The following is a 15,418-nucleotide window of genomic DNA, read 5'->3' as shown; positions in this document are numbered from 1 at the left end:
TTATTGTAAAATCCTAAAATTGATTCACTTTTTCTTGATGGGAACCCAAAACTCTTCCTCAGATTCGGGATGTTCTCCTTTGTATTTGTCGCCCATAAGTGCAAAATAGGGTCGGCTGTCCATTTCGTATTCCGAATTTGGAAGCCAATCACCATAAATATATTTGAAAGTTTCCATGGCCTCACTTGGTTTTCCTTTGTATGGGAAAACGGCATATAATCCTTCGGGAACAGTTAGGCTTTCCATCCCTTCAGGTATTTCATCTATTTTGGAAACAGAAATGGCTGCCCATTTTTGAAATTCCCGAATAGGGTCAAAATTTTGAAAAAATGTGGTGGTCGGATAGATTTCTACCGCGTAGAGACCATTATTGATTGCATGATTAATTTCCTTTTTCCGAGGAGAAAAACTTTGCCATAGTTCAAAAGTGTTATTGTTGGCAAACGAAGTGATTGATTTTTTTCCGACCAATAGCGTAGTAGGCAGGGTTTGAATTTTTGGGGTCATTAAATTTTATTTACGGTCAGCATTCTCTTCAACTCTAAATCTCACAATTTTTTCAATAAGTTCAAAAGGTATGGGTTGGTCCAAGGGAAACTGAACCGAGCCTTTCCCTTGTTTGTATTTGGAAAGTTCTTTTTGAAATGCTTCGTGTCCCGACGGCGTCGCATAAAACCCAATGTGGTTTCTATGCCCTGCAAAGTATACCAAAGGTTTTCCGTTTGTTTTGTAACCCGGCATGCCATAGGCCATTTGCTCAGTAGCCTTTGGCGCCATTTTTTTAATGATGGTCCTTACTTTTTGAAGTTGCTGTTGAACTTCTTCCGGAAACCTTGAAATATATTGGTCTACCTCATTCATAGTCAACCTATTTGTATCATTAAAAATAGGCCATTCTATTTTGAAGAATAGTTAAAAAACATAGTTTAATTGTAGTCCTCCAAAATAATTGCGTCCATTGCCGGGGTAATAATACCTGGGCTGTGCCCCGCCAAATCCCACAGCGTTGATCAATACGGATTGGGCATAGTTAGCATCAAAAATATTATTGATTCCAGCATTAAGTCCCAAACTAATATGTGATGAAAGTGATTTTCGAAATCCCAACTTGGCATGGAACACATTAAAGGAATTACTGCTTATGGAATTGGCATCCGTCATAGGAATTTCGTCCACGAACTGATGGGTGAGGTTCAATTGTAGACCGTTGGAATGGCGAAAATCGATTCCCGAGCTCAATTGGTGTTTTGGAACACCTGTAAGCGGATTGCCCGAATAATCGTTATCGCCGTCCACAAAATCCACAAAACTGTGGTCGTTCAGGGTATAACTGAGATAGGGTGAAAAAGTGATCGTTGGTGATAGTTCTCCTCTGTAGTGCAGATCGAGCTCCATACCTTGGTGGCGGGTTTCCCCCGCATTTCTACCAATATACTGGTCCTCGCCGACCCGTTGGGCCACCAACAGGTTTTTTACGTTCATTCGGTATACGGTAACATTTGCTGAAAGCCTTTTCTTGAACAGCATCCATTCTGTGCCCAGCTCATAGTTTGTTCCTGTTTCTTGTGCAATATCCGGGTTGATGATACCATCCGGGGTCAGTGTTTCCTCCAAACTTGGGTTGGAAAACCCCCTGCTAATATTTGCGTATAGCTTTCCTTTTTGCCATTGGTAGTTAACCCCAAAATTTGGAAGCAGTATCGCATCAAAATCTCGTTTGGCCGAGGCATTGGCATCTCCTTGGTTAAACAGGTCCCTAAAATCATAGTGGGTCTTGTTCCAGTTGAGGCCCAGCTGAGCAGAAAGTTGAGCCGTAATGGGGTAGGTCAGCGTTCCAAAAAGGTTGAACTGCCTACGGAATTCTTTATTATTGCTGATCTGAGTCCCTTCTAAGCTACCGTTGCCGTTATTTTCTTCGTACAGATTCTCAAAAGTGCCCCAACGGTATTCGTCCCGATAAAACTCTGCGCCAAAGGTGAAATCCGCTTTTCCCCAATTGCCCGCAAAACGACTTCTAAAACCATAGCCGTTGGTAAATTCGTCCAAAATATTGAAGGGACGTGGCTCGTAATGATCTAAATAGCTATAGAAAATACTAGTGGTATTCTGAAGTTTTTCAGAAAATTGATAGGTGTGTGACAGTCCCGTTAAAATATATTTGTTGGCCTCGTACCCCTGGGCAGCCAACCAGTTTGATGCTGCTCGGGTAGGATCTTCCTCAAAATCGGTCTGGTTGATGGAACTTGGAATCTGGGCGGTGTAATCGATATAATTCACCAAAAAGGCCATACTACTTTTTTGCCCTGTCCGGAACCGGGTGTTCAAGAGCAATCCATCACGTTGGAACTGGCTGTTCTGTCGGTAGCCATCGGTTTCTAGGTGGTTGTAACTAAAATTCAAATTAAAACCATCTTCCGAATGGGAAAAACCAAGATTGTCCTTGAGCATGTTGTAAGACCCCATGGAGAATGAATTGATGAGCTGTGTCTTGTCCTCCACCGAAGCTTTGGTTTCCAACAAAAAGGCCCCACCAAGATTGGAACCAAAGGCTGTAGCTTTTGGACCTTTTATAATTTCCACTGCACCTAGGTTCTCAAAATCGTAGGCCTCTATGGTTGAGGAGCCTGTACCATTGGTTACCGGAATACTGTTGAAATACATACGGAGCTTATTGGTGCCATAAGGCGTTCGGGAACCTATTCCCCGAACGGTTATCCGATTGGTGTTGATGGCGCCCGAAAGGATGTACACCCCCGAAACCTGATTGATTGCCGATGGAATGTCCGTAGGGTTGAACCGCTCAAAAGTCTTGCCCGCTATTTTGGATGAAGAGGTGATTCCTGTTGCCTTTTTGGGTATGGCCTCTTGGGTGAGCACTACTTCGTCCAATTGGGTGATGGAATCTTTTTGGATGTCCTGTGCCAATATGCTAAGCGCAGTGAAAAGTGTAAAAAGTAGGGGGAGTCCTTTTTGTATGAGATTCATTCAATTGATTTATCAAGTTCGCCCAGCAAGGTGTGGGTATCCATAATGGTTGCAAATTCATCCTTTAAATTGGCCAATTCCGCATGAAAGATTACATCTGCTGGGTATTTATTGCCATCATACCCCATTTTATCAAAGGCTGCAGTGGCATCGGAAGCCAAAACAACATTGAAACCGAGGTTGGAGGCCATCCGGACCGACGTGGAAATGCAGTGTTCAATGGTCAGGCCTGCAATTACCAAATTGGTTATGCCCATCCTTTTTAAACGTGTCTCCAAATCGGTTCCTATAAAAGCACAATTTACCGTTTTTTCAAAAACCGGTTCATTGATCAAGGGTTTTACCGCTGGATGAAAATTGTTTCCCATTTTGCTTGAGTGCAGGGGTGAATCAATATTGGTGGAATTGTGTTTCACATGGAAAACGGGCAGTTGCTTCCGTCTAAAAAATTGCAATACTCTACCACAATTTTCTTCTGCTTCGGGATTATTCCGTTCGGAGCCATAAAAGCCTGTTTCCTGGAGTCCGATTTGGGTGTCAATCAGAATTAGTGCAGTCATGAGGATGAATTTTTTCATAAAATTAAGGTAAAACATCAAGAACGAACACCTTGATTCTTTTCATTGATATATCCATTGGTAAATTCAATTTTAGGGAGCCGCTTACAATAGCTATTTTTGAACAAATTAGAACGAATGAAAATTGTATCCTACAATGTAAATGGAATAAGGGCCGCCCTGAAAAAAGGTTTTGTGGAGTGGTTGGAAACAGTAAGTCCCGACGTGGTCTGTTTGCAGGAAACCAAGGCCATGGAGGAACAAGTGGACACCTCTGTTTTTGAAGACGCGGGGTATTCCCACAACTATTGGTTCAGCGCCCAAAAAAAGGGATATAGTGGTGTGGCCTTACTTTGTAAAAACGAGCCTGATCATATTGAATTCGGAACAGGTATAGATTACATGGATCATGAGGGTAGAAACATCCGTGCCGACTTTGGTGACCTTTCTGTAATGAGCATGTATTTACCATCAGGTACGAATATGGATCGTTTGGATTTTAAATTGACCTATATGGCCGATTTTCAAAAGTATTCGGAAGAGCTCAGAAAAGAACGCCCTAATCTGATAGTTTGTGGGGATTACAATATCTGTCATGAAGCTATTGATATTCACGACCCGGTCCGCAATAAAAACGTGTCTGGATTTTTACCCGTGGAACGCGAGTGGATCGGAAACTTTATGAAAAGTGGTTTTATTGATAGCTTCAGGCATTTCAATAAAGAACCGGACAACTATACTTGGTGGAGTTATCGAGCCAACGCAAGGGCCAACAACAAAGGCTGGCGTTTGGATTATGGTATGGTGGCCGAACCGTTGGAAGATAGATTAAAGCGCTCGGTGATTTTGTCGGAGGCAAAACATAGTGATCATTGTCCCATTTTGTTGGAAGTCGAAAAATAGCATTGGCATAAAGGCCGATGTTTTTGTTTGAGTACCTTTGACCGTCCTAAACTTTTGAAATGAAATATACTAGAATTCCACATACAGATATCCGAATCTCCAAAATTTGTTTGGGAACCATGACCTGGGGTCGCCAGAACAATGAAGATGAAGCGCACGAACAAATGGACTATGCGCTGGACCAAGGTGTAAACTTTTTTGATACGGCCGAATTGTACCCAGTTCCTGCAAAAAAGGAGCTTTATGCCGTTACCGAAGAACTTATCGGAAACTGGTTCAAAAAAACCGGAAATCGGGACAAAGTGGTGTTAGCATCCAAAATAGCGGGACCTGGCCACGCCGCAAAACATATCCGAAGCACAGGGTTTAGCAAGGAATCCATAATCAATGCGGTGGATAGTAGCTTAAAGCGATTGCAAACGGATTATATTGATCTGTATCAACTCCATTGGCCAGAACGGAATACCAATTATTTTGGGCAACGCGGATTTAACGCACATGCTGTTGATGTTTGGGATGATAATATTCACCAAGTATTGGAAACACTACGTGATTTGATCGCCTCGGGGAAAATTCGTCACGTGGGATTGTCCAACGAGACCCCTTGGGGCACCATGCGTTTCTTGGAAGAAAGTAAAGTACACCAGTCCCTGCCTCGAATGCGGACCATCCAAAACCCATACAGTCTATTGAATCGACTTTTTGAGGTTGGTCTTTCCGAGATTTCCATGCGTGAACAGATAGGTTTACTGGCATATTCTCCTCTTGGATTTGGAGTGTTGAGTGGAAAATACCTTACGGAAATTCCACCGAGAAAAGCTAGGGTGACCTTATTCCCAAATTACAACAGGTATAGTGGGGATACTGCTGTTGCGGCCACAAAAAAATATGCAGAACTGGCAAAGGAACACGGTTTGAGCTTGGTACAGATGGCCTTGGCCTTTGTAAATACCAGACCCTTTTTAACGAGTAACATTATTGGTGCAACCAGTATGGAGCAACTCAGGGAAAATATCGAAAGTATTAATGTAGACCTGTCCGATGAAGTTTTGGAGGGCATTGAGGAAATTCATAAAACTATTCCGAATCCTGCGCCTTAACTATTCCAAAGCATAGGCACGGTACTCATCACCAGAGTCGGTGCCCATTTTGCCACCTCCGCAGGAGATGACCACGTATTGCTTGCCATCAACTTGGTAGGTAATCGGTGTGGCATAACCTCCCGCTGGTAGTTGGTCTTCCCAAAGTTTTTTGCCCGTTTCCATGTTAAACGCTCGGATTTTTTCGTCCTTGGTTGCTGCAATGAAAAGCACTCCCCCTTTGGTAACGACCGGTCCTCCATAGTTTTCAAGCCCAGAAACTGGAACATTGGGGTCCTGTAAACTCTCTTCGTGCCCTAAAGGTACGGTCCACAGATATTCACCCGAGTTAAGGTCGATGGCGTTCAATGTTCCCCATGGCGGTTTTACCACAGGATAACCTCTGTCATCTTTAAACCTTGCAAAGCTCGAAATAGAATAGGGCACATCGATTTTTGTTTCCTCCACCCTATGATCTTTGGCTTCTTCGATATCCATTAAAAACTCGGTAATGGCATTGGTTTCTTCTTCGGAAAGATTTGGCATGCCCGGCATGGCACCACGACCTTTTTGGATAATGTTTTTTATGGAGTCTGTTTCCAATCGCATCTTCACATTTTGAAGCTGAGGGATTCCGTTCAAGCCTTGTAGATCACCACCATGGCATCTGGCACAGTGTATCTGCGCCAAACTTTGTCCAATACTTGAGTTTTCAGCATCGCCGCCAATTTCTTTCATTTTAATGATCCATGCCATTTCGTTGGCATTCACATACATTACCCCATTTCGAGGGTCGAGTGCTGCCCCGCCCCATTCGGCACCGCCATCGGCACCTGGAAATAGAATCACTCCAGTGGTATCCATCGGTATAAATTGCCCTTTGGATGTTATGGAGTTGAATTTTTCAAGCACGGTTGGTTGATTGTCGGTTTCGTTCCCTGGTACCAAATCATCCACAAAAGCGGTATGGTCTGGGGCATATAAATCCTCCTCTGTTAAAATCTGGCGTGCAAACGGCGCTGGTTTTAAAGGCAAGGGCTGGGTCTCGAACGCTTTTTCTCCAAGTAATGTGGAGCTAGGGTATGTTTTTTCTTCAATAGGAAACAAAGGCTCTCCCGTAATTCTGTTGAACACAAAAACATGACCGCTTTTGGTAACCTGCGCCACGGCAGGGATGGTCGCTCCGTCCCGAACAATGTCCACCAAATTGGGCGGTGCGGGCAAATCTCGGTCCCAAATATCGTGGTGTACCATTTGAAAATGCCAAATACGCTCTCCTGTATTCGCATTAAGCGCCAACAGGGAGTTGGCAAAAAGGTTTGCCCCTTCACGGTCGCCCCCGTACCAGTCAAAAGCCGCTGAACCTGTGGGGATATAAACAATGCCTTGCTCGTTGTCCAATGCCATGCCAGGCCAACTATTGGCACCACCCACTTTTTTGTATGCTTCGGCAGGCCATGTGTCGTAACCAAACTCCCCTGGTTGTGGAATGGTGTGGAACGTCCATAAGATTTTGCCAGTAAGCACATCGTAGGCGCGGATGTGGCCTGGAGAAGAGCCAGGTCCTTCACCTACTCGGGTGCCTTGAATCAATATATTTTTAAAAACTGCTCCCGGGGTGTTGGAAACCACGGATAATTTGCTTGGGTTTCTCCCCAGACCATCTCGTAGGTCTATGCTGCCGTTGTCTCCGAAATCGGTAATGGGCTGGCCCGTTTCTATATTAATGGCATACAGTTTTGGTCCTGATGAGAAAAAAATACGGCTCGGAGCGGTACCATCAGATTTCCAATAATTTAATCCACGGTTGAGACCTAAACCTGATTCATCTTTGGTTTTTGGTGAAAATTTCCAGATTTCCTCTCCCGTTTTTGCGTTGATGGCGAATAGTTCTATGGCTGCATTTACACCATAAAGAACATTTTCAACCATTAAGGGACTCGTTTGTATCTGTGTAGTTCTTCCTTCCTGTAAACCTCCACTTTTATAGCTCCAGGCCAATTTTAATCGCGAGACATTGGTAGTATCGATTTGATCAAGATTGGAGAAATGTGTTCGTTCGGGGTCCCCCAAATAATGCTCCCAAGTACTGAAATAGGCTTTGTTCGCTGTATTTGGATTTGGGTTGGAGCAAGAGGCCAAAATGGCGATATAAGAAAGAAGGAAATATCTTTTCATGTGCAGTTTGAAAGTTTCCTAAATATAGAAAGAAACCTGAAATTACTGGTTTATCCGAATAAATGGGCGACAACATCTTCAATCTTGGACACCTTTTGAATCTGGATACCAGATTGTTTCAATCCAATCTTATTGTTTTTGGAAACAAAGATTTTGGAGAAACCCAGTTTTTCAGCTTCAAGGATACGTTGGTCTACACGTTGCACAGGCCTAATTTCACCAGCAAGGCCAACCTCTGCGGCAAAACAGACGCCTTTTTCAATGGCAATGTCCGAATTGCTGGATAGAATTGCGGCCATAACAGCCAAATCAATAGCAGGGTCATCCACGGAGATTCCACCTGTAATATTCAGGAAAACATCCTTTGCTCCCAACTTGAAGCCTGCTCGTTTTTCCAAAACGGCCAAGAGCATGTTCAATCTTTTGGCATTGAAACCAGTGGCGGAGCGTTGTGGCGTTCCATAAACGGCGGTGCTTACCAAGGCTTGGATTTCAATCAATAGGGGTCGCATACCTTCCACGGTGGCGGCAATGGCAGTGCCGCTGAGGTCTTCATCATTTTTAGAAATCAATACTTCCGAGGGATTGTTGACTTCGCGAAGCCCGCTTCCCTGCATTTCGTAAATACCCAGTTCCGCGGTTGAACCAAAACGGTTTTTAAGGGAACGGAGAATACGGTATACATAATTACGGTCGCCTTCAAACTGGAGAACGGTATCTACCATATGCTCCAAAATCTTAGGACCGGCAATGGTGCCATCTTTTGTGATGTGCCCCACCAAAATAACGGGAGTGTGACTCTCTTTTGCAAATTTGATGAGTTCCGCAGTGCTTTCGCGTATTTGGGAAATGCTCCCAGCTGCGGATTCGATATAATCGGTGTGCAGGGTCTGAATGGAGTCGATTACGACCAAATCAGGCTCAATAGTTGAGATTTGCTGAAAAATATTTTGAGTTTTGGTCTCGGTAAGGATGTAACAATTTTCGCTGTTGGGTTGAATGCGATCGGCACGCATTTTTATCTGCCGTTGACTTTCCTCGCCCGATACATATAGGATTTTATAGGGTAATTTCAGCGCAATCTGAAGCAGTAACGTACTTTTACCAATGCCCGGCTCCCCGCCCAACAAGGTCAGCGATCCAGGTACCAGCCCACCGCCCAAAACACGGTTGAATTCTTGGTCCAATGTGTCCAAACGGAGTTCTTTTTCTTGTGTGATCTCCGAAACCCGTAGCGGTTTGTTGGCCTGTCTGGCGACTTTGTCGGCCTTCCAACTTTTTTTGTCCTCCTTCTGGACCACTTCTTCCACAATGGTGTTCCATTCCTTGCAAGAGGAACATTGCCCCACCCACTTGGGGAATTGGGCTCCACAGTTTTGACAAAAAAATGCTGTTTTGGTCTTGGCCATTCAAACTAAATGAGGGGCCTAAAGATATGGATTTAGATGATGGATTGGATGTTTGGAAAATTAGATAGTTCGATTTTTAGAAGGGAAATCATCTAATAATCCAATAATCGAGGAATCCATCCCGTTAATAACCGAAGTCTGCTTTTAGGGCATCAATTTTTTCGAGGGCCATATCCTTGGTCAAAAAGTCGATTTCTTCAAGTTGAAATGCTTTTTCGAATGTTTTGAACGCCTTTTTGGGTTCTCCGATGAACTCGTAATATTCCCCCTCGAAATAAAAGCCCATCATAGTATCTGGAAATTCCTTTTTGCAAAGGTCCGCCAAAGGTTCCAGTGATTCATAGTCCTCTTTTTTCAGGCAGGCAGCATAAATGGCCATAATATCGTTGAGTTCCACGGGTTTTTCAAACCCGAACAGGTCTTCTATGGTTTGGTATCTATTTTCCAAATAATTGAAAACGGGTTCCTCGGAAGTAAGGATGTCCGATTTATATTCTGCCGGAGTAATGGGCCTGTATATCCGGAATACGTTGTCAAAAGCTTTGCTTATACCATAGGCCGCGATGGATGTATGGTCGGCACTTTCATATTCATCAAAAAAGTAATGTAGGGATTCTTTGGTGATGGAGTTGATGCTAGTGTTCATTTGAAGGACACGCTGCCTATCGTCCGTAGGTTGTTTTTCAATGATCAAATTATAAAAAATGGTCTGGTCCAGTTCGGATAAGCGGGCGGGAACCCTACTTTCCATATCGGTTGCCAAAACAGGTGAAATACTGATATAGGAATTGAACAATGAACGGTCCTTGAAAAGATAATAGTTGCCAAAGTTGGCTGTGATATCGTAACCCACGAACATTTTAAACGGGGCGATATTATAGCTGGTTTCCAGATAGGGAATCAATTCTGTGCCCAAAAATTCGTAGAACATTTTGCCTTTCTCCGTAGGTAATCCCGATACATCCTCGTAGTCGCAATCTTCCCAGCGCAAATCGTTCTGCAGTTGATGAACACCGACCACAATGGCTTCGGGCATACGATCAAACTTGCTTTGGAATTTTACGTTGGCAACAACCAGGCCGAACAAATATTCGGCGTCCAAAACCACAATCAATGGATACGATTTTTCTTCGGTATAGTCTTCAGGAAAATAGTAGGAGACATCCCTCCGTTCTTGCAGTTTGAAGGATTCAAAAATCTCTTTTGTCACTTGAGCGCTGAGGTTCAAGCAAGTAAAGCCTATCAGTAGAAATAGACATTTTTTCATTGGTTAAGATTTAGGCGGCTGGGGCTTACCGATTTCTGTTCAATAACGGTAAAACAAGGAAGGATATTGTACCGAAAACCACCACCATCAACGTTTGGGCAATCCACATAATCCAACCAAATGCATCTCCAGATATGGAGCTGATGCCATAAATTCCCAATGCAGCGCTCACAGCAATAGGGTAAAGGCCAATTCCGCCATTAGTAGTGGACATGGCAAAGGCCCCGGCAACAAAGGCTACCAATAATTCGCCCAAGGATAGTGGTATGGTTTCCTCTACGGTGTATTTTATGACCCAGAACATGCCAAAATATGCTGCCCAAATAAATAGGGTATGCAGAATGAAAGACCATTTGTTCTTCATTTTGAAAACGCTCAGAACACCGTCCTGCAATCCATTGAGGAACCCTTTTAGTTTTAATGCGAATGGCGATCTGGATTTACGGATGATGTATGACCCTAAAAAGAGGCCGACAATACCAACAAGTAATATTCCTATGGCACCGATAATGTTTACGCCTCTTTCTTCTAAAAATCCAAGAATAAAATCAGTTTGAAGCACCAGGGTTATCAAAATAATGATCAAAAGCATTAAAAGATCTATGACCCTTTCGGTAACAATTGTGCCGAACCCTTTTTCAAAAGGCACCTTCTCATAGGTGGTCAGTGCTGTAGCCCTTAATATTTCACCTGAACGGGGAATCCCCAAGTTGGCGAAATATGATATAAGCACAATAAATATGGTATTGATGGTTTTGGGGCGATAACCCATCGGTTCCAAAAGATATTTCCAGCGTATGGCCCTTGAAATGTGACTCAATATGCCAATGATTACGGAAATGGTCACCCATATTGGACTCGCATTGGAAATATAATGGATGATTTGTTTTCGTTCTTCCGGTGTGGTGGAGTTGTAAGAATACCAAACCAAAAACAGCCCAAAAGCGATGGGTACAAATATCTTAAGAAATTTTTTCAGGGATTTGCCCAAAATTTACTTGAGTAGATTGGTTTCCTCGTTGGGGAACACCAATGCTGGATTAAATGATTTTGCCTCTTCGATATCCATCCAAGCGTAGGTAATCAGGATCAATACGTCTCCGACGGCCACTTTTCTGGCGGCGGCACCGTTCAGGGTCAGCTCTCCAGAACCTCTAGGGCCTGGAATGGCATAAGTTTCCAATCGCTCACCGTTGTTGTTGTTCACAATCTGCACTTTTTCGCCCCTAATAATGTTGGCGGCATCCATAAGATCTTCGTCTATGGTAATGCTACCTATATAATTAAGGTCTGCTCCGGTAACTTTTACACGGTGAATTTTAGATTTTACGACTTCTACTTGCATGGTGCAAAATTATCAATTCAATCTTAGATTATCAATTAAGCGTACGCCGTCTGCGTAAACGGCTATAAACGCCCTGTATTTTTGGTTGTCCTGTATTTTTAAAGCAGGAGTCAATGTGTTCTCGTCCGCGATTTCGAAATATTCCAGATCAAACAAAGGATGTTGTTCAAATTCAGATTTCACCCAATCCTTTACATATGCCGCACTTTTCGTGCCAAAATCGGTTTTGGCAGCTTGTAGTGTATCGTGTATAAAACCAGCTTTTTCGCGGGTTTCTTTAGAGAGTCTCTCGTTGCGGGAACTCATGGCCAAACCCTGTGGTTCCCTTTCTATTGGACATCCGATAATTTCGTACGGCAAGTTCTTGATTTCGGCCATTTTCCGGATAATCTGCAATTGCTGGAAATCTTTTTCACCAAAATAGGCTTTGTCGGGGGCCACAGTTCTTAACAAGAGCTCCACAATAGTCCCAACGCCATCAAAATGACCAGTTCTGAACTCTCCTTCCATTACTTTGTCCAGGCCATCGAACTCATAGGATTCAGATTCAAGTTTGCCCTCATAAATTTCATCAACCGTGGGAGCAAAAACTACAATATTGTCCGAAACCTGTTTCAAAAGTTCAATATCCTTCTCAAAAGTGCGCGGATATTTTTCAAGGTCGTCTTTTTTATCAAATTGTGTAGGGTTCACGAAAATGCTCACCACGACCAGGTCGTTTTCCAAAAGTGCTTTTTTTACCAGGGAGATATGACCTGTGTGAAGCGCGCCCATTGTGGGCACCAGACCAATGTTACGGTCTTTTTTACGCTCCCCCAAAGTGAAGTTGTTAAGTTCTTTTTTACGGTCGAATATCTTCATATACAGGTACAAAAGGGTGCAAAAATACTATAAATACTGCTAATCAGCATAATTTTTGTACTTTTGCAGCTATGTTTTTCAGATAAACAAAAGAAAGTGTTTATGAATGGTAAAAAGGTATTGTTTGTATCTTCTGAATTAGTTCCCTACCTCCCAGAGAATCCTGTTTCCTTAATGTCGTACGAAGCGCCAAGAATGGTGAACAGTAACGGTGGGCAAATCCGCATATTTATGCCAAGGTACGGAAACATTAACGAAAGAAGGCATCAATTACACGAGGTAATACGTTTATCGGGGATGAACCTGGTGATCAACGACATGGATATGCCCTTGATCATAAAGGTGGCATCCATACCAAAAGAAAGGATCCAAGTCTATTTTATAGACAACGATGAATATTTTAAAAGAAAGGCCACATTTGCCGATGCCGATGGGAATTTGTTCCCTGACAATGACGAGCGTGCCATCTTCTTTGCAAAAGGTGTGGTTGAAACAGTGAAAAAATTAAATTGGTCTCCAGATATTATCCATGTACATGGCTGGATGGCCTCCATGGTGCCGCTTTATTTGAGAAAATACTACGCGGATGAGCCGTTGTTCTCCGAAAGTAAAATAGTTACCTCGGTTTACGGTAAAGATTTTGAGGGAGAATTGGATAGTGCCATGATAGATAAGATTGCTTTTGATGGCATTGATAAAGAAGAGATTTCCTCACTTGCCCATCCCGAGTATAATAATTTGTTAAAGGTTGCCGTAGATCATTCCGATGCCGTTATTTTAGCCGCGGAGGATTTGTCCGATGACCTTAAAAGTCATATTGATAATCTTTCCGTACCGGTACTGCCTTACGTTTCCCTGCAGGAAGCAGAAGAGGCATACATAAATTTCTATAATACAGAGGTTTTAAAATAGATTGAATGAGATTTTCCAAGATTTTCAAAGTTTCAGCGTTGGTTGGGACTTTGTTTTTACTGCTTGCCTCTTGTGAAGACGAATTGGACACCATAGGTGAAGGTGTTATTTCGGGAGAGCCCTTTACGACCGGCAAGGCGGAGTATGATGTTTTTGCCTACAATAAAGGGATAACCGCCGTACAGACCAACAGGTTGCCCTTATATCAATTGGGTACTTTCAACGACCCGATCTATGGGAAAAGGAAGGCAAGTATTATTTCCCAACTGTCATTGCCCAGTGTTTCACCGACCTTTGGTGATCTTACACAGTCAGGTGAAGACGAGGCAGATTCGGACGATAATGAAAGTACCATTCAAGAGAACGAAACGGTCAAGGAAGTCTATTTGTATATTCCCTTCCAATTGCCCCCTTCGTCGGATACCGATGGAGATGGTGTGGATGACGAGTTCGAAAGCGGTGATGATGTGAATGACCCAAATTCCGATTTTGATGGGGATGGCGTAACCGATAACCAAGAACGAATTCAAGGCTCCAATCCTTTTGACCCGGATGAAGATGGAACTGGAGATGATTTTGTGGCCAATTCTTACCCGAACAGGTTTGATTTGGACAGTATTTATGGTGATAGGTCCCAACCTTTTAATCTGATTGTTTCGAGGTCCAATTATTTTCTTCGAGACCTTGACCCAAATTCAAATTTTGCAGAAGCCCAGGAATATTATTCCAATCAAGATTTTTCCAGTTTTATTGGTGAGACACTTTTTAATGGTGAAGTTACCATTGATGATGAAGAAATACTGTTCCGAGAGAATGAAGACGACCCGGAAACAGAAAATGTTGATGAATCACAAGAAGTGACCAATAGACTCAATCCAGGTATACGAATTGCATTGGATCCCGATTTTTTCCAAGAAAATATATTGGACAAAGAAGGGCAGCCAGAATTACTTAGTCAATCCAATTTTAAAAACTTTTTCAGGGGAATACATTTGTCCGGTACCGATATGGATGAACTTATGTTCCTTCTGGATTTGACGCAAGCTAACATTACCATCACCTACGAGTATGATGATTATGATGCAGAGGCCGATGATGTGGTGAAGTCCGAAAGGGATTTCACCCTAAATTTCTTGGTAGGAACCTCTGCGGGAATTACGGGCAATGCCGTAAATGTCTTTGAAAATGAAATGTTGCCTACAGAAGTTGTAAATGCAATTGGCAACAACGAAAATGCTTCTAGAATTTATGTAAAAGGAGGGGCTACTCTTGCGGAGGTGAGGCTTTTTGATGAAACCGAGAACGGTGGTTCGAGTATCATTAATGAGATAAAACAGAAAAACTGGATTGTAAATGAAGCTAATTTGGTGTTTTATGTTGATCGCCAAGCTGTGGATGCCTCGGTTGTTGAACCACCAAGACTTTACCTTTACAATTCAGAGAACAATAGACCTTTGTTCGATGCTTCAAATGAAATCGTTACATCAAATTCAGGAACCAACCCATTGAGGTATTTTCCAAATCATGATGGGGTGTTGGAAAAAGACGGTGACTTAGGTTTAAAATATACCATACGAATAACTGAACATATCAATAATATTATTGTTCGTGATTCTGTAAATGCCAAGTTGGGCCTAACATTAACACCAAATATTGGTATCACGTTGCTTCAAGAAGCTATAGGGAGCAATGCCGAAGGAGTCGATTATCCAGTTGCTGCTGCCGTAAGTCCATTAGGAACAGTTCTTTATGGAAGCAATGTAAGCAACGAGGAAGAAGAGAAAAAACTCAAATTGGAGATTTACTACACCGAGGCCAACTAGAAAGCTTGGGCTTATCGTAGTTTTTTGAACTTTTATCGGTTTAAAGAACCAGAACTACATTTTTTAACGTATAGCCTTTAAATTTGAATACCAAACCCC

General features: G+C 42.7%; 14 protein-coding genes. 4 read left to right on the top strand and 10 right to left on the bottom strand.

Annotated elements, in window-relative coordinates; all coding sequences use genetic code 11:
- Positions 1-24: 24 nt before the first annotated feature.
- From J0X13_RS08995 to J0X13_RS08980, 4 genes are read right to left on the bottom strand one after another with little or no spacing between them, the layout of a single operon-like run.
- The gene (locus J0X13_RS08995) at positions 25-507 is read right to left on the bottom strand and encodes a GyrI-like domain-containing protein (protein ID WP_207071110.1); all 483 of its coding nucleotides are present in this window, start codon (positions 505-507) and stop codon (positions 25-27) included.
- A 6-nt stretch (positions 508-513) separates the two neighbouring features.
- Positions 514-861, bottom strand: coding sequence for an iron chaperone (locus J0X13_RS08990; protein WP_207071109.1), 348 nt, complete (start codon positions 859-861; stop codon positions 514-516).
- Positions 862-912: 51 nt separating this feature from the next.
- Positions 913-2,985 (bottom strand): TonB-dependent receptor family protein, encoded by a 2,073-nt coding sequence (locus J0X13_RS08985; RefSeq protein WP_207071108.1) that lies wholly within the window; start codon positions 2,983-2,985, stop codon positions 913-915.
- Positions 2,982-3,563 (bottom strand): cysteine hydrolase family protein, encoded by a 582-nt coding sequence (locus J0X13_RS08980; RefSeq protein ID WP_242535690.1) that lies wholly within the window; start codon positions 3,561-3,563, stop codon positions 2,982-2,984. Before J0X13_RS08980 ends, J0X13_RS08985 begins: the two co-directional genes overlap by 4 nt.
- A 117-nt stretch (positions 3,564-3,680) precedes the next feature.
- Here J0X13_RS08980 and J0X13_RS08975 point away from each other — a divergent pair, with 117 nt between their 5' ends.
- Entirely contained in the window at positions 3,681-4,445 is a 765-nt protein-coding gene (locus J0X13_RS08975; protein ID WP_207071107.1) for an exodeoxyribonuclease III, read from the top strand.
- Positions 4,446-4,504: 59 nt separating this feature from the next.
- Positions 4,505-5,545 carry an NADP(H)-dependent aldo-keto reductase gene (locus J0X13_RS08970; protein WP_207071106.1) on the top strand — a complete coding sequence of 347 codons (1,041 nt, stop codon included), beginning with the start codon at positions 4,505-4,507 and terminating at the stop codon, positions 5,543-5,545.
- Here J0X13_RS08970 and J0X13_RS08965 read toward each other — a convergent pair whose 3' ends face one another.
- The 6 genes from J0X13_RS08965 to panC form a co-directional block, all read right to left on the bottom strand.
- Positions 5,546-7,702 (bottom strand): outer membrane protein assembly factor BamB family protein, encoded by a 2,157-nt coding sequence (locus tag J0X13_RS08965; RefSeq protein WP_207071105.1) that lies wholly within the window; start codon positions 7,700-7,702, stop codon positions 5,546-5,548. It lies immediately after the preceding gene.
- 50 nt (positions 7,703-7,752) lie between these two features.
- Positions 7,753-9,111: a DNA repair protein RadA gene (gene radA, locus J0X13_RS08960; protein ID WP_207071104.1), complete on the bottom strand. Its 1,359-nt coding sequence runs from the start codon at positions 9,109-9,111 to the stop codon at positions 7,753-7,755.
- A gap of 124 nt (positions 9,112-9,235) precedes the next feature.
- Positions 9,236-10,378: an alpha/beta hydrolase gene (locus J0X13_RS08955; RefSeq protein WP_207071103.1), complete on the bottom strand. Its 1,143-nt coding sequence runs from the start codon at positions 10,376-10,378 to the stop codon at positions 9,236-9,238.
- A gap of 25 nt (positions 10,379-10,403) precedes the next feature.
- A complete protein-coding gene (locus tag J0X13_RS08950) occupies positions 10,404-11,369 on the bottom strand; it encodes a lysylphosphatidylglycerol synthase transmembrane domain-containing protein (RefSeq protein ID WP_207071102.1) in 966 nt (321 codons plus the stop codon).
- A 3-nt stretch (positions 11,370-11,372) separates the two neighbouring features.
- Positions 11,373-11,723 carry an aspartate 1-decarboxylase gene (panD, locus tag J0X13_RS08945; protein WP_207028208.1) on the bottom strand — a complete coding sequence of 117 codons (351 nt, stop codon included), beginning with the start codon at positions 11,721-11,723 and terminating at the stop codon, positions 11,373-11,375.
- 12 nt (positions 11,724-11,735) lie between these two features.
- Entirely contained in the window at positions 11,736-12,584 is an 849-nt protein-coding gene (panC, locus tag J0X13_RS08940; protein ID WP_207071101.1) for a pantoate--beta-alanine ligase, read from the bottom strand.
- Positions 12,585-12,686: 102 nt separating this feature from the next.
- On the opposite strand from panC, the gene J0X13_RS08935 reads away from it, so the two are divergent.
- Both J0X13_RS08935 and J0X13_RS08930 read left to right on the top strand, forming a co-directional pair.
- Positions 12,687-13,496, top strand: a complete 810-nt coding sequence (locus J0X13_RS08935) for a glycogen/starch synthase (RefSeq protein ID WP_207028204.1) — start codon at positions 12,687-12,689, stop codon at positions 13,494-13,496.
- 5 nt (positions 13,497-13,501) lie between these two features.
- The gene (locus J0X13_RS08930; protein WP_207071100.1) at positions 13,502-15,319 is read left to right on the top strand and encodes a DUF4270 domain-containing protein; all 1,818 of its coding nucleotides are present in this window, start codon (positions 13,502-13,504) and stop codon (positions 15,317-15,319) included.
- The last annotated feature ends 99 nt before the right edge of the window (positions 15,320-15,418 follow it).

This window comes from [Muricauda] lutisoli (nom. illeg.) (genome assembly GCF_017313105.1).
In the GTDB taxonomy this organism is placed as follows: Bacteria; Bacteroidota; Bacteroidia; order Flavobacteriales; family Flavobacteriaceae; genus Flagellimonas; species Flagellimonas lutisoli.
Note: the sequence above shows the minus strand (reverse complement) of the source record. Positions and strands in the feature narration are given on the sequence as shown.

What these genes read in the sequence shown, in the direction of transcription:
- J0X13_RS08985 (WP_207071108.1), bottom strand. Translation starts at nt 2,985, where the DNA reads ATGAATCTCATACAAAAAGGACTCCCCCTACTTTTTACACTTTTCACT.
- J0X13_RS08935 (WP_207028204.1), top strand. Translation starts at nt 12,687, where the DNA reads ATGAATGGTAAAAAGGTATTGTTTGTATCTTCTGAATTAGTTCCCTAC.
- J0X13_RS08975 (WP_207071107.1), top strand. Translation starts at nt 3,681, where the DNA reads ATGAAAATTGTATCCTACAATGTAAATGGAATAAGGGCCGCCCTGAAA.
- panC (WP_207071101.1), bottom strand. Translation starts at nt 12,584, where the DNA reads ATGAAGATATTCGACCGTAAAAAAGAACTTAACAACTTCACTTTGGGG.
- J0X13_RS08980 (WP_242535690.1), bottom strand. Translation starts at nt 3,563, where the DNA reads ATGAAAAAATTCATCCTCATGACTGCACTAATTCTGATTGACACCCAA.
- J0X13_RS08995 (WP_207071110.1), bottom strand. Translation starts at nt 507, where the DNA reads ATGACCCCAAAAATTCAAACCCTGCCTACTACGCTATTGGTCGGAAAA.
- J0X13_RS08970 (WP_207071106.1), top strand. Translation starts at nt 4,505, where the DNA reads ATGAAATATACTAGAATTCCACATACAGATATCCGAATCTCCAAAATT.
- J0X13_RS08965 (WP_207071105.1), bottom strand. Translation starts at nt 7,702, where the DNA reads ATGAAAAGATATTTCCTTCTTTCTTATATCGCCATTTTGGCCTCTTGC.
- radA (WP_207071104.1), bottom strand. Translation starts at nt 9,111, where the DNA reads ATGGCCAAGACCAAAACAGCATTTTTTTGTCAAAACTGTGGAGCCCAA.
- J0X13_RS08955 (WP_207071103.1), bottom strand. Translation starts at nt 10,378, where the DNA reads ATGAAAAAATGTCTATTTCTACTGATAGGCTTTACTTGCTTGAACCTC.
- J0X13_RS08930 (WP_207071100.1), top strand. Translation starts at nt 13,502, where the DNA reads ATGAGATTTTCCAAGATTTTCAAAGTTTCAGCGTTGGTTGGGACTTTG.
- panD (WP_207028208.1), bottom strand. Translation starts at nt 11,723, where the DNA reads ATGCAAGTAGAAGTCGTAAAATCTAAAATTCACCGTGTAAAAGTTACC.
- J0X13_RS08990 (WP_207071109.1), bottom strand. Translation starts at nt 861, where the DNA reads ATGAATGAGGTAGACCAATATATTTCAAGGTTTCCGGAAGAAGTTCAA.